The sequence below is a fragment of the Veillonella sp. ZSJB6 genome (genome assembly GCF_051549505.1).
Taxonomy (GTDB): Bacteria; Bacillota; Negativicutes; order Veillonellales; family Veillonellaceae; genus Veillonella.
Map to the genome: position 1 here is coordinate 91,748 of NZ_JBPUGE010000005.1, position 16,808 is coordinate 108,555.

Sequence of the window (16,808 nt, forward strand, 5' to 3'; positions counted from 1 at the left end):
ATGCTCGAATGCCAGTATAAAAAAACCATTCATATAAACAGCCCTATAAACTGATTATATAAATGGTTTTTTTTATTAATATCTTTTAATTCCCAAAATACCTACTACTAATTTCATCATAATATCTATTACTAATATTATTGATATCTACCTTATACTGACATAAATCTTCAATATTTTTCTTTGTATGAATTTCTATTAAATATAAACTAGTATTCTCAGCTAAGCGCTCCTTAAATAATAATACTCTTAACTCAGATATAATATAATCATAATCCTCTTTTGTATTATATATAGAATATAAATATATCATCTTTTCAATCTGACTTCTTAGTTTAGTCGAAATTCGATTATACGCATTTAAATAATCCAAAACTAAAGTTAAGTCCTCTTTAAAATCAGCAGTTTGACACAGTTTTTGAAGTGTAAAACGACGATATACCTTTATGAACATTTCAAAATAAAGATAAAATAGTAACCCTAAGCCATCTTCAATCATTATCTTTTCATCAAAAACATATTCAATACATTGAGGTTCAAAATCCAAAAGTTCAGTCATACCACGACCAATAAAATCATCGCTAAAACTTATACTCGAAACACGCTTCTGATCAATTAAAACTATGATGGTTTCTAGGAAAGACTCACTTAGGCCTCTGTAATTCAATACAGCTACCCAGTCTTCATTATAGTTACATATCTTTATACTCTTATTAATTAAAAGTTGATATGGATCGTATAACCACTTTTTCACATCGGTGAAATCTCTAGGACCAATAATCATAGGATGTATTACAATTTTATTGGAATTAGTATAAAATAATGTACTATTATAATTAAGCTCAACAAAAGAACTAATGAGATTTTCTGATTTCAATAAATGATAATACAGCTTAAGCTGAATAACCAATTTATTAACATTTAGTAAGGTAAATTTTTTATTATGATATTCATTATTTTTAGTATTAAATTCAAGCTCATTAAAATCCCCCTCTTTCCCTGATACATTATATAAGCGAAGATTTGCTAACACAAATTCTCTTTCATAAGCGGACAATAAAGAGTTTGGATAACGCTCACCAGAACACCTTAAAATACGACTTCTTAATAACTCTGGAATATTAAAGAAGTCAAATAATCCTGCAATAAATCCATTATAAGTTCTATTAGATTCATCATAATCTAAATTATTATAACTAGTGATATCATGAATCCAAGCTAACGTATAGTCAATCACATCACTTCTTATTTCTTCAATTGTATTTTCTTCTAAATACTTTATCAAACTATCTAAAAGACTTAGAACACATTCTCGTTGACCTAAAAATAGCGAATGATGAGAAATAGGAAGATACTTAATAAAACTAAAACTATCTAAATTATCATCCTTCAAAGTAAAATTTTTATTATAAACTACACTATTACTTGAATCTATTTTATTTATAGAATTACAGTCTTGTGAAAAGTTATTGATTAACTCTATCACCTCAGAAGAGACTTTATATTTTTTCGCCTCCTTAATAAGACTATCACTTAATTCTTGGAAATCCATATCATCAAAAAGTAATTTTCTATTAATATATCCTAATAGCTTAGTTAAAATATTAGAATCATAAGAAATTTCTACATTTACTGTAGCCGCAATATACTTATTAATATTGATAGTTGTCTTTGGTATAGTTAAAGCATTATTAAGATGATCACTTAATCTTAATAATAAATAATTAATTTTATCTCCATAAACATTGAATGCTTCTATATAATCCTGAATTACAAGTTGTTTAAGTATTGGTATTAAAACACGATCTTCTCTAATATAACAATTCCAAAAGTCAATTAAATTTGTTGTTATATGTTTAAATGCAATATAAGCAGCTATCAAATCCGCACCTATTAAAGGCTCCCCTTCATACACCTTAGACGCTAATGACTTCATTAAATTAATGGCCAATAAGTCTATATCAGTAGCCCAAGTAGTTAATACTAAAGTCTTAAGCTCTTGGTGTGCTAAAGTATATCCAGTAACGTTATTATAAGTAAACTTAGTAATAAAGGGCTTAATATCCATAAATAAACTCTGGATGTAATATCTATCTTCACCTAAATCAGCCAATTTCACTAAGTCATTAAAAGATACAGGAATATCACTCAAAGCTAATACTAACAATGTATTTTTTAATGGTCTGAAATATTTACTTCCATAAATATATTCTAGCTTTTTACAATAATATTCAAATAACATTTTGTATGTTATGAGTTCTGATTCGTCTATAATTTCAGGTATATATTGTAACAAATCAGCTTCAAGTAAAGTATTTATATTATTAGCTAATCTACAAGAGGGCGTAAATTGTGATGTGTATGTATTTACTAAATCTTTGTTTCTATCATCATTTGCAAATATTGATACTTTATCAGTAAAGTCCATATTATTGATGAGTTGCAACATAATAGAGTTTGGGTTCGTTGTAATTCGTGATGTAACGATGATATAGATATTTTTTCTTATTAAACTATCACTTGGTAAAAAAGAACTAAAATCAAACTGATTATCAACTGACTCATCGATACCATCTAATATAATGACTAATTTATTCCTGTATTCAAAACGTTCTGCTTCACTATATAGCTCTTGGAAGAAAGATAAAAAATCAATAAATGTATTACTATCAATAATTTCTGGTATTTTATCATCAACGCTAAATGTTTGCCCGGAATCATATTGTAATAATGAACTCCTAAGCTCTTCTTTAAAACCAGTTGAACTTAAAGTATCACCTTGCCTAAAATAAAAAGCCCGTACAGTGGAATCTACTAAAGGCATATAATTATTTTGAGAATCAGTTTTTAATAAAGGATCTAACAATTTAACAAAGGTGGTCTTACCCAAACCAGCTTCTGCCTCCATTAAAAATATCCCTTTATCATATGTATTTAACCAATCTACTACTATATCTTTTAAATATACGAGCTTAATTAGATTTTTATTAAATATTTTAGCGATTACAGTTCGTTCATCTGATATATCTCTTATTCTACTAGGTTTTCTTCTAAGATCATTGATAGCCTTAGATACAATCTCATCATAAAAAGCTTTTAATAATATTTCAGCCTTCTTTATCTTATGATTATTATAATAGTCTAAATACCCTATATTTAGCTTTTTATTAAACAAATAAAAATCAAATAAATATAAGGATCCATCAATGATTTCAATAAAGGGAGATAGTAAAATAAATTTTTTACCATACTTAATTTTTACCTTAGTGACATCATGTAAATCACTTAATGATTTAACTTTCTTTCTCCTTTTTTCAGACTCATATATCCATGTAAATTTAGAAAATATATTATATGTATTCTCTAAAAAAGCTTTTAAAACTTTTAATAACTGCTCTATTTCCGCCTTATGCTCCTCTTGTAAATAAATACTATAAGCACCATGCCCAATTCTAATATTCCTCCAATTAGTAATATCAAATTGCTGCTTTTTAGAATTGCTACATTTGTATCTAGTCGAAATTTCTATTAATAAAGCTTTATAATCCTCTGAAAAATCAATAGTTTTTGCTAATTTATCTGCAATCTGAATCCATGTTCCCAAAGACAATGGTCCGCCTAATAGCAATTTCAAACTATCCTCAAACCCATCACGCCGATATTGAAATAGATCTGCTACAACATAAATAATAGGTAACTTTACTGTTAATTCTAAAATGTCTTTTAGTTCATAAAAAGTACCAACATACTCTCCATCGCGAAACATATTACGCAATCTCTGATACTCATATTGGAGAATTAATGGAAAAGCTTTAAGATTACCATCAAACCATAAATCTACATCTTCAGCAACTTTTTGTCCCCACAGCTTGCATGTATCCATTATTAATCAGTCTCCTAATACCTTTAACCTAATACTTTACAATCTCTATAATAATCATTTTATTTATAACTAATCATTCATCTAAACATATACCCTAAGATTTTTTCATAGTCATCTTTTAGTTGCTGATTTGTAAACTTCTTTTTAACTTCTTCTGCTAACTCTTTTTTTCCGATCATATTATAGTATTCTATCAACCCACCACTGATAATATTATCAATGGCTGCTGCGCGTTCTTGAACGATTGTTTGTGTTAATTCTATAAACTCTTCGGCCAATTCATTTTTATTGAATTTAACAGCTAATAGTGCAAAGTATTTATAGATAAGTTCCCATGGATGACCATTCACATGTTCAGCTTTATTCCCTTTATGTAAGTTTTGTATCCAGCTTAATAGATTGCGGCGCTTTTCCGAGTTCAACTTATCTACATAAAATCTATACAATGCCTTAATATACACATAGAACGCAAATTTAAAGGATTGCAACTTTTGATCCGCTTCTGTCATATCCTTCAAAAAGCTAAATTGCTCCCATACATCATTATGTCCGCCAAAATACTGGGATGCATATTTTTCATATCCATCACGGTTATTCATATCAATGTAGTGATGAAGCAAATAAGATAATGTAATATTATAATCGATTGATTTTTTATCAAATTGAGCCAACGCTTGTTCAAAATACTCCTCAGCGTGAGTATCTTGTAAATAAGCATACACTTGACCGCATTGGCTTAATGCACGGCCTTTACTAATGCTAACTATATCATCAGACTCAACTAATAATTGACGTAAGGATGCCAATTCATCTTCGTACTCGAGAATTTCTTTTGCTAGTGAAAGTGCCTCTTCATAACGATATTGATCATTGAGCATAACCACTCGGCGTTTGAGCGTTAGCAAATAGTCTTCTACATGACAATATTTAGCAAATCCTTTCGCAATTTCAAAGCATCGTTCAGCCATTAAGCTGTCTCCAATATGGTTATATGCTGTAATCCCTGCATCATAAAATGCATATTTACTAGCTTCAGATTTTTCTAGATTCGCTACTAATGGTTCTAAATGGTTATATAAATACACCAGCTCATCCTGTTTCAGCAAGTTAGAATTTGCATACTTGGCAAACTGGCGAACGGCTTCCTCTATCGCTTCAACATCTGTAGCCTCTGAAATCCATTGCTCGATTTTCGGGAACCATTGCTCCCAATAATAGTTTTTAAAATCACTGCGACTCTGTTTTGTTTCAAAAAGTGTAGATAGCACTTTAAAATAGTCTTTTTGTTGATATGCCATTACCGCTTTTTCATAAGCCATGTCAATATCATCATATGTAAAGATGAGATTTTGACTAGAGCCATTAAGTCGAGTAGCTTGCTCAATAAACGATTGATGCCAAGCTAGAGGACTTTCACCAGTTTTATTATGATTTAAAATCGCACAAATCGTATCTGCTAAATAGAGAAAAGCATATCGTGTAGATTCAGATTCATCAGCATTGTAATAAATAGAACGTACTGAGAAATCCTCAATCTCTAAATCCAAACGATTGGTTTCCAATAATTTACGATCTAAAGCAGCACGGTAATTATAGTCATTTGCTACTTGAAAAAAGCGTGTATCATTATTTTTATTTGCTTCTGGCGAACTGTTTTTGAAATCAAAATCTTTATAGCCTAAATTAATATATTTCTTACAAAGCTCCTTATCGTTAGCTTTCACAGGAACCAAACGTGTGGCCAAATCAAATTTAACCTTAGACACATACAAATCAAATGGATTATGAAACACGAGGCGTGATACTGTTGAATAAGCCATATTCATATATAAATTACTAGCATATTCATCATTAACAAGCATACTAGTAGACTTATGATTTAAAATGGTCTTGCCTGTTCCGCTCTTAAGCATCATAACAATACGATATTGACCATGTCTCTTATATTTACCAATAGGCATTCCTTTATAAGTACATTGCTGAAAAAACTCTGGCAGGGTTGCTTGCAACTCAGTTTTCATTAATTTTACATTATACCCATTGGTATTACGCTTATTAGTATGTAAGTCTTCCGGATACTTACATTCAACTGTTTCTGCTACAGCACGGAAATAGTCATCTAGTCGCTGCTTTTCATTCCAAGCATCATTATCATGACCTTTATCATCATATACAATACCTGCTATAAAGAGAGGTTCTTTATTTCCAGCGCCCTTAAAACCTTCAAAATCCCCATTTTCATCTAATGCAATCGTAATCATACTAATCTTCCCTTACAAATATATGACCTATCTAAACATATAGGTCATATATTTCTCTACATTCTCTACAGACTCACTTAATTGGCCATATAATATATCATATTTACCTTGATTTCCTTTACATTGAGCAAATCTTAATTCACCATAAGTCACGATATTACTAATCGCTTGACCTGCGTTCTCAACAGAGCGACCTATACAGGATCTAAAATATTCTGCATCTACCTTATAACCTTTTTCATAGGCTAGCATAGCAAGATATGTAAATATTAATTCCCACGGATGCCCTTTAGGTGCTCTGTCTAAAGTAGCCCCTACGGTACGACCTAACTTAATAAGTCTCTCCATGAGTTCACTGCTCATTCCATCTCTATAAAATTGGTACAATGCCTTGATATATACATATAATGCATAACTTTCGTGTTGAACTGCTTTTTCATCACCAGACATATTCAGCAAAAATCTTAACTGATCTTCGATGCTAAATTGGCCACCAAAATAGTTAGGCGCCCATCGTTCATAGGCATCTTTCTGTTTTACATCAATATAATAGTGCAACAAATAGGATACTGTTCGATAGTAATCAGCTGTATCTACAGTAAATATGTCTATGGCTGGTAAGAAATAAGATTCTGCCTCAGATTGTTCCATATAAGCGTAGACCTGTCCGAGTTGACTATAGGACTGTCCTAGACTGATAGCCTGTTTCCCCATCTGTAATGAAGCACGTATATTTTGTATTTGTTCCTCCACATCAACAACGTACTTAGCAAGCTCCAAAGCCTCTTCATATTTATAGCAATCTATTTTTGCCACAATGCGACGGCGAACAGTTTCCATATACGTTTCAAGTGGTACTGTATGAGTCAGGGCCTGACATTTTTCAAAACAAGCTACAGATACATCACTTTTTCCAAGATGATTAAAGGCCGTCATACCACCATCATAAAAGGCATAGACTAATGCTTTATCTACACAAGACATATCCTTGATATCCTCTAAGATATACTCAAGCTGTTGATATAAGTAATACAATTTGCCTTCATCCAGACGACTCTGATTAGCATAATTTACAAACGACTGAACCGCTCGTTCTATAGCTTGTCTATTATCTGCACTATGAATGAGTTCCTCCACAAATGGGAACCAGTTCGTTTCATAATAGGATTTAAATTTGCTATCACAACATTTCCCATCGTAAACATAACATAGCGCACCATAATAATCCTCATTATGATATGCTTTCATAGACTGCTCAAAATAGGTATCAATATCATCATACACAAACATATAATTAGGATATTTCGGATTGATTTGATTTGCAAAATCCACGAGAGTATTGAATTTAAATATATCTTTTGTATCTCGTTCAGCTCCGTAGTAAATAAAATTACCACAAATATGTCCCGCTAAGTATAGAAATGCAAAATTAGCTGTCGTCTCTGGGCTATCATCGTCGTACTGAACAGAAACAGATTTCAACTGCACTACCTCTAAATCAGGGCGATTAAACTCAACCATACGTCGATCTAAGGCAGCACGATAGGTAAAATCATTCCCCACTTGATAGGTAATAATTCCCTCTTTTTTTAATTGCTCATTCTGAAAGTCGTATGGCTTATAGCCTAAACGGCGATACTCTGCCAAACGATCATATTCAGTTTCTTTAACATCTACTAATTGTGATGCTAAATGTAACTGAACACGATTGTTATGTAGCACAAATGGATTAGATAATATAAGGCGAGACACTAAACTATCCGCCATATGCCAGTATAAATTACTTGCTACACCATCGTGTAATAATTCACTCATATAAGGCTGTAGAAACTGTTTTTTCCCAGCCTCACTCTTCAACATAAGAGTAATAGCATAGTGACCAACACGAGGCATACCCACTAGCTGTTGCCCCTGGTATGTCCCATCAGTAAGAAATTCTGGTAAAGCGGCATCCAGTGCATCTCGATAGCGTTTCATATTTTTTCTTATCTGTGATTTATTTTGAGATTTACCCTCTATTTCGGTAGCTCCTTCCAAATCATTAGCTTTAGTATCACCAAAGAACCCCTGTGGATAATCACTGTTTGAAGCCTCTGCTACAGCTCTAAAAAAACGATCCAAACGAATCTGCTCATTACGCAAATCCTGCTCGCTACCTTCATCATCATACACAATGCCAGTAATAAAATGGATGTGTTTTAAACTATCTTTCTTCTGTCCTAAATGATGAAAGTCCCCATATTCATTCAATGCGATTGTTAACATACTACCCCCACATATACGCATACTATAATATATATTCATATTGTATCATCTTATCTTCATAATCAAAATACAAGGGCTCATATAAAATCAGAACCACCCGTAAAACAGGTGGTTCTGATTTTTATTACTTATCGTAATTTAGTACGTGATTGACCATCAACAATACAGCTGCACGTTTGACTACAATAGGTACACATTACTAGTGAACCTAAGATTCTGATTATACATATAATTAATTAATAGAATCTATAAAATTTGCAATTTCAATATCACATCGGTCAAATTTTTTATCTCGATATATTTTAGCAGCAAGTCTTTTTCCTTCTAGAGATCCATATTGAGCTGAACGTAATGATAATTCTAACGCTATATAAATATCAGGAAGCCATTCCAAAATTCTATTTTTAGTAAAGTTATACTTAATAATATTCCATTCTTCAATATAATTCTTTCTCAAGTCTTCGGTAACTTTTCCTTCATAAAACTGTTGAGCTAATGCTAGATAAAATTGAGATTTAGATAAATCTTTTTCCCTTGCCTTTAATAAAGTTCTCATCAACTCTTTTATGCTAGCACGCTGTTCATCTTTATCACCAATCAGCACTTCCATCTCATTAATATCACAGAATATAGCTTTATCCGTATCAATCAACTGTTGCCAATAAAAATATCCCATTTCATAAAAAATGACCGCAAGGGAGAAATATTTGAACATAGCTAAAAATGTAGGAATAAACATGATCAAGGACTTACCTACAATAACGTCGGCACGCTTCTGATTAATATCAGAAATAGGAATAATACCTTTCATATTTTTAATCCCCAAATAATTATGTCGGCTTAAACTTATATATAATAATTGTATATCTAACGCATGACAATACATATGTAAACTATTATAACAAACAGTAAAATCCTGAAGCATATTAAAACTAGGTATCTCTTCATAAAAATCAATTTCAAGAAGCTGTAAAGCCGTTTCGTACCTCTCAGCAGTTATCATCATATTAACCCAATTCTCATTTCGATAGTTACTCGCTGCCTTCCATTCTACATCAGCACGTAATGCTAAATAGTTTTGAGATTGTATTAAAGTAGTAGTGTCATTTTCATTATCTATACGTCCAATAATCCCTACTTGTCTTTGATGTAACTTAGACCAATTTATCTTATTAAACAAACTTAAAACTCTCTCGGTATCTAAATCTGCTTTATCTTTTTGGTCAGACTTATAATATATACCTCTGCGATTATTAATATTTTGTAAATATATAGATAAATCTATATATTTACCTTCAGCCCTTCCCTTTTCAATTAAATTGATAGCCTTATCATACCAAAAAATAGCCGACTCATATTCAGTCTTATCTCGATATACATTACCTATGCTATTATATAAACTAGACTCTATAAAAATATCAATCTCTATATCATGTTTTTTAGCATTCAAAAGTATTTCAATTGCTTGATTATAACAAGCTATCGCACTATTATAATCCTTCATAACTCGATATAATTGTCCTTTATCTAAAAATAAGGATGCATTAGACTCTGAATGCTGTAAGTTTTTACTATCACATTGACTATTATAATTTTCTGCTAATTCAAAATATTTCATAGCAAGTTTAGGATTGACCCTTTTATGTAAATTTCCCCATGAATGATAACAATTCCTTAATATAATTATTATAGGATTTCGCTTTGAACTATCAACTTTTAATAACAAATCTTTAGCTTCTTTTTCAACTTTCTGAAAAAGAATATTAGCTTCTGTAAAACGAGAGATATTCTTATGACTAACAGCTTCAAACAAACGTCCTTGTAAGCGTTTATATGCTAAATATAAATCCTTATCATCTGCAAAATCAACAAATTTAGCTTTATAATCCTCAGATTCTACTATCTTATCTACTAACTTAAATAATTTAAGTGCTTCATTTGATTGATCTTGAACCTCATATATAGTGGCTAAAAATGTATATAATTCTACTAAATCAACTTTATTTATAGAACGATTATCTTCTAGAAACTTTATTATTTCCTCTAACATCTGTGATGCTAATTGTATATAACCACTCTCTTTTAAAACGAAAGCAGCACTAGAGTACATTTGAATAATAAATTCTGATGATAAAGTCAATCCATTTTTATCAATAATATAATCATGAAAAGATTCTAATATCTTCTTATGTAATATAAGCATTTCATTACTATAATTCCCCAAAAATGATTTCAAATTAGAGAAGTATATTGATATGTACTCTTGATATTTACGCAAAGGTATTACTTTACAACCTTCTAATAACATAAAGAAAGCAAGACTAAACTGCCTAAAACTAATAAAATCTAATTCTTTTCTATCTTCATCGATATAAAAATCTAATTCATCTTCCCATACTTTTTCTAATTTTAAATATATATTTGCTTGAGATTTTTTCCATAATAAGAATTCTGGCTGTGAAATAAATAATAAAGTATCCGTTCCACATCTAGATGAGGAAATAAAATGTTTTAGGACACCGATAAAAGTTTGAAGTTTAAATGTAATAGCATCTTCACCCAATAAGAAAGCAACATCTCTAACATTAATAGGTATTGGTGTAGAACATAATATCAATGATAACTTAATAAGATCCTCATAATATATAGATCCAAAAAGTTGTTTGATACTAGACCAGTAAAAATCAATAAAACTATTTTTCTTAGATAAATTATCTAAAAGAGTGTCACCAACATCTTTATATAAATTAATAATGTACTGCAATTGTAAGGCATTATAATCTGCAACTTTCAGAAGATAATTACTGGTAGATATATCTAATGATAGCTTTGACATTAAACTTTGACTCAAGCTCTCTTTATAATCTTTAAAAATATCTGTAGAAGGAGTAACTACCATAGTATCTTTAAAATCTAATTTTGATAATATATCCATCTGAGTAAATAATGATATATTTTCTTTATCTCTACTTGTAAAGATTATATAAATCCCTTCATCTAATAATAATGAATCCGGAATTAAGTTTATAATAGATGTATTATTTCCCGTATTAGGAATCTCATCCAACCCGTCAATAAAAATTATTAATTTTTCAATATCAAAATATTTCTTATAATAAGAAAAAATCATATTAATATTATTAGCTATGTCAACTTTAGCTGTACTATCATTAATATTTACTGTTTTTAACTCGCCTGTAATATGCTCTCCTGTATTAGTTCTCAACAATGAATCCATTAAGTTTTTTAAAAAATATTCTTGTGAATATCCATATATGGAATTAATATAAAATGCTCGACATAGACATTTATCCTCTATTTTATAATTACTATAAGATAGCTGATCAACCATTTTAACAAAGGTTGTTTTCCCCATCCCAGAATTCATTTCAATCAAAAACAATCCATTAGCAAATGAATTTATCCAATCTTGAATTTTTCTACGTAAAAAATCATATTTAAAAAAAGTCGTAGGTTCTAATATTGTATCTACTTTTTTAACACGTTCTTCAATAAATAAACCCTCATCAGCTTTAATATTAACCGATTCAATATTGAGTAGGTTTTTTACACTATTAAACATATTGGATAGCATTTTATCATGTGTTTTTCTTTTTATATTAGAGGTGTATTCTAAATAACTTACTACATATCTTTTTTTCATATAAGAATCAAAAAAATAAATACTATTCTCATAAAACTGAATTAAAGGGATTAGTTTAAATCGCTTTTGTCTTGTCGTAATAAATAGCTCTGTAGATTTACTATTCTTACAAATATCCAACTTGCCCCCATTTAAATCAACAAATTTATCTTTTATTTTTACTTGTAATCTTATTTTAGAGTAAAATTTTTGATTTTTTACAAAATTAGATAATATACTTTTGATTTTCCCACTCAATGAAGTATGTAACTCTTCTAGTTCTATTGGCATCAATGCACCATGACCTATATTTGAGTTTCTCCAAAATACGATTTTCTCTGTATTATCAAGATCTATTAAGCTCTTTAAAATTATATAAATAGGATCTGTATCATCACTATTTAGTGTTAAAATTTGCTTACCAAGACTTAACCATACCCCTAAAGAAGGATTTCCATCTAGTAGATTATAAATAATAGAACTATATAATTGTTTTTTACTATCATCACAAAAAGCCTCAGATAATATAATTAGAATTAGAAATTTTAATTCGACCTCATAAATATCTTTAACCTTGATTTGTGCACCATATACTTCTCCATTGCGTATTAATTTATGAAGTCGTTTATATTGATTTGATATAACAGAAGGAACATCATTAAAATTAATTTCATTCCAACCATTGAATTCCTTAACCAGCTCTTTAAACCAACTATTTTGACCTATAACAACTTGAAAACTACACTCTTCATTTGAACATACCCATTTCTTCCCAACTCTTATTAATTCACTTCCACACAATTTACAAGTATCCATGGGCCCTCCAGTTAATACTACAATGATATATTGATTTCCCCTTAAATATTAAATATATACTCTTAATCAATAAAATATAGGTATATAATTAACATATTATATACCTATATTTTATCATCTTAAATTCATAATCAAAATATTTACACACAAAATCAGAACCACCCGCTTTACGGGTGGTTCTGATTTATGTCTCCCGTATGTTATTTTCTCCCTATAGATTCTCCTCCTTTTTCTCTCCCCTATTACTTCATCTCCCTTACTTATTCTTCTCTTCCCCCTAACAGTTTTATCTTGTTAGGTCTCTCCAGGCGATAAATAGTTCAGCCACGACTTGTGGGTTTTGGCTGAGTTTGATGCGGGCTAGCATTTTGCGCACGTAGTTACAGTGTTCTAGCATGGCTTCGTTCAGCTTGTGTTTCACGTGGTGTGGGGCTTGGTACACCAAGATAGGTTTAAAGTCACCCACGTGAATGTAGCTCGTATCTGGATCAGGACCCTCGGTGACGATGTATTGATACGGTATCGCCACGTTAAAGAGTCCGTACACTACGTCCTTGCCGATGGGGCGCCGACATTTAATATGTCCAAAGGTCAGGTGAGGCCCATAGGTCTTAGGCGCCGTATAGCTGCTGCGCCGACCATCACTAGTCATGATATAATTCGGTCTCAAACCTTCTTGTAAGGCCAGCTCTCGCAGGATGGTACGAATTGGCAGATGTACCAATTCTTGACGACCGTCTACGAAATAGCACATCGTGCTGTCCCCGCCGCCAGGTTCGTAGGTAGGAATAAAACAAACAATATGATTCTTCGGATTCGTATAGATCAAATCCAAATTCTCTCCCTTAGATAGCCAAGTGGCCACCGCTACTGGTACTTCATTACATGTCATCATAGGAATTCTCTCCCCTCAACTTAGGAACATTCCTTTCAACAATACAATGAACACGTGTTCTGTGAAAGCAGATTCGCATGCTTTAATCTGCTGTTGGTTTAATTGTATATCACACTGTATAATTTGTAAATATATACATAAAACTATAGAAATTTATGTAAAATTAAAGACTTTATGATCTTGTAAAAGTAATATCTACCTATATGTGTCATTATTTTCTCATTTACATTGAGAATTGCATATTTTATGTATATCTGTTAATCGCGATTAATGTAATTATGCGAAAATCAGAATATAAATAAGAAATTAAATTATATTAACACATATTATTTAATACGAACTAGACTCTAATAGACTAACTCTTATATGCTTACACTACATATTCTAATCGATTCAGAGTTCTAAGAATCTCATATGTATATAACTCTAATACGTGTATAACTCTAATACGTGTATAACTCTAATGAATGTATAGCCCTATTGCATTCATACTTAATGTACTCGTAGTTTCTTAAAGTCTGTCGTCAAGTATCTACGCAGCTTCCGCAGGGCTCGTTCATGACGCCGTTGGATAGCTTGGCGGCTACAGTTCAATTCTTCGCTAACGGATACGAGGCTTTTACAATCACCGTACACGCGGCGTAATAGATCTTGTTGATCTGGAGATAATCTACCGAGAGCCCATACGAGGCGAGCCCGTAATCGTTGTTCCTCATCAGCCGTCATGATCATGTCTGCTATATTTTCTCCCGATGAGAAGATATCCATACCAATAGCTACCTCGCCATCATCGGTGATGCGGTCTGGTATATGAATTTCTCGATGATTACGCAATCGCTCTCGCTTCCAATACCGCATGTAGCCATATCTAACACCGGCTTTCACAAAGCCAGGGAACGGTACGGAGCCTTTTAGATCAAAGCTATAAATCGATTCTAATAGGATGGCCCATAGATAGCTCTCTAGGTCTTCACGGAACTCGCGGTTCCCCGTCTTATTCGTATAGTGTAAGATGAGTGGTCGATACCTACGACAGAGCTCAATTTGAGCCGCATCATGGCGTAGCTCATCAACGGACCAAGGCTGATAGCCAACAGTCTGTATTCGCATATTTGGATTTTGGCAAATCGACACGAGGCTCTTATCCGATAAAGACGTTAAGACCTGATGCCCGCAGATAAGAGTCTGTAATTTCAACTCCTCTGGCACCTTGTACTCTGGTTCCTTAGACGGTATCGTTTCAGATTCTACTTCCTTTGAAGAATACCTCTTAGAAAGTACTTCTTTGGAAGATGTTCCCTTTGAAGATATTTCCTCAGATTGTAAGCTTGCAGTTTTAATACAAGTTCGTTGTACTAACGGTTCTTCGTTTGTGTATAACATAAATCCCCTTTCCTGCCATGGCATAGCGCTTATCTACACAATAACGCGGAACGGGGATTTTGACAAATTGGCAATTCCTTAGAATTCCCACATATTCTATTACTATCTAGCATTAATTTCTATCCATTAAAAGACATATCTATACACCTAGATAGGTAATTGCTGAAAATAATACAAAAAAGACACCACAGAGGAAAAGTGATGTCTTTTTTAGAGGAATTAGTACTACCATTGGGTAATAGTACGTAAGTTACGATTACTGATATACACGTTAGGCGTAACGTATTCTGATGTTACAAGTAACTGTACAGGTAATCATATTTTAAATTGTCTGATTACATTGCAATACAGGAGGCTTCCACAAAGTCTTTGAGTTGCGGTTTTACGTAGGTTTGGTACACGTCTGCACCATTGCCACGGACGATGTCGCCCCAGTATTTATACACATAGCGATACCAGAAATGGAACATGCTATTTGTGAAGTGGTAGTCAGCGTATTTCGCTGGTCCACGGCTATTCGCTTGGATACGACCTACAAGGCCCATGGCCATCAAGTCGTTTAAGCGAGATGTAAAGGTGCCGCTTTTAATTTGGCTCGCTTGCAACAGCTCCACATAGTATGGTCTCTCTAGTGTAGCAAGTCCAGATAGGATCGCATTAGCACCGGTTATATTTTTCATATCTCGATGTAAGATATGCTGCGTTTCTTCAAAGAGTGCGCCCGATACAGAGAAGAACAAATTAATGATATTCGTATCGATGCTTTCACCATTATCAAAGTACTGCACATAGGCAGGCAAACCACCTGTTACAGCGAACACGGTACGCAAGTCATCCTTGGCATAGTGAAGGCCCAAGGATTTCATGTCCACCAAGGAGAACGGTTTCACCTCGAAATATTCCGACACATAGGGACCAATCAAGCTGCGATCGCCAATGATGCGGCCATCGAGTTGTTCTAACCCATTCGCCATCAAGATGATGTTCAAATGGCTCGTTTCTTTATAAGCATCTAACAAATCGCGCAAGTGTATAGGGAACTGAGGTACAGCCTCCACCAAGGAAGGGTAATCATCAATCACCACAGTCTGAGGCGTTTTTACACTGCTTTCAAATAGACCCTCAAAGGCCTCTTGCAAGCTAGTGATCGGTTCGAATTTATCCTGCCCATCGGTAGGAACAAAACGTGCCTCAAGAGCTCGATTCATATCGGCTACATGGATTGCTTCATTAGCCATGCGCCCCGCCAAGTATAGCGCCTTATGACGGCGTACAAGCTGGGACGCCACATAGGATTTACCACTGCGATGCGGACCATACACAACACACAAACTCATTTGATTCATCGCAATACGGGACTGGATACTCTCAATTATTTCAGCACGTCCCACAAAATTCATATACTCTCACCTCCAACATTCTATGGAGACTATTATATCATAAATTTAAAACAAATTTAAACTTATTTTCATATTATTAACATGACTTTTGATTATGTTAAATTTTTTACGCATAAAATACACTTATTTAATGGTTTACTTTTTACCCATACGTTTGTAAAAGTTCCTATATTTACTACATTTTATACAGGTGTAGTCCCAATATGACTATACAGAGGAAAGTATATAATCTATATTTTAAAATTATAAATCTCTTATCTAA

The 16,808-nt window shown here is 32.4% G+C and carries 7 protein-coding genes; all 7 read right to left on the reverse strand.

Annotated elements, in window-relative coordinates; translation table 11 throughout:
• Positions 1–85: 85 nt before the first annotated feature.
• A complete protein-coding gene (locus ACSV5T_RS07360) occupies positions 86–3,883 on the reverse strand; it encodes a hypothetical protein (protein ID WP_438320682.1) in 3,798 nt (1,265 codons plus the stop codon).
• Between the two features lie 77 nt (positions 3,884–3,960).
• Positions 3,961–6,144, reverse strand: a complete 2,184-nt coding sequence (locus ACSV5T_RS07365; RefSeq protein ID WP_438320683.1) for a hypothetical protein — start codon at positions 6,142–6,144, stop codon at positions 3,961–3,963.
• Between the two features lie 27 nt (positions 6,145–6,171).
• Positions 6,172–8,409, reverse strand: a complete 2,238-nt coding sequence (locus ACSV5T_RS07370) for a hypothetical protein (RefSeq protein ID WP_438320684.1) — start codon at positions 8,407–8,409, stop codon at positions 6,172–6,174.
• Positions 8,410–8,641: 232 nt separating this feature from the next.
• Positions 8,642–12,868, reverse strand: a complete 4,227-nt coding sequence (locus ACSV5T_RS07375) for a tetratricopeptide repeat protein (RefSeq protein WP_438320685.1) — start codon at positions 12,866–12,868, stop codon at positions 8,642–8,644.
• A gap of 286 nt (positions 12,869–13,154) precedes the next feature.
• Positions 13,155–13,763, reverse strand: coding sequence for a hypothetical protein (locus ACSV5T_RS07380; RefSeq protein WP_295805143.1), 609 nt, complete (start codon positions 13,761–13,763; stop codon positions 13,155–13,157).
• A gap of 492 nt (positions 13,764–14,255) precedes the next feature.
• Positions 14,256–15,146, reverse strand: a complete 891-nt coding sequence (locus tag ACSV5T_RS07385; protein WP_438320686.1) for a sigma-70 family RNA polymerase sigma factor — start codon at positions 15,144–15,146, stop codon at positions 14,256–14,258.
• A gap of 335 nt (positions 15,147–15,481) precedes the next feature.
• Positions 15,482–16,546: an ATP-binding protein gene (locus ACSV5T_RS07390; protein WP_325192012.1), complete on the reverse strand. Its 1,065-nt coding sequence runs from the start codon at positions 16,544–16,546 to the stop codon at positions 15,482–15,484.
• Positions 16,547–16,808 lie beyond the last annotated feature (262 nt).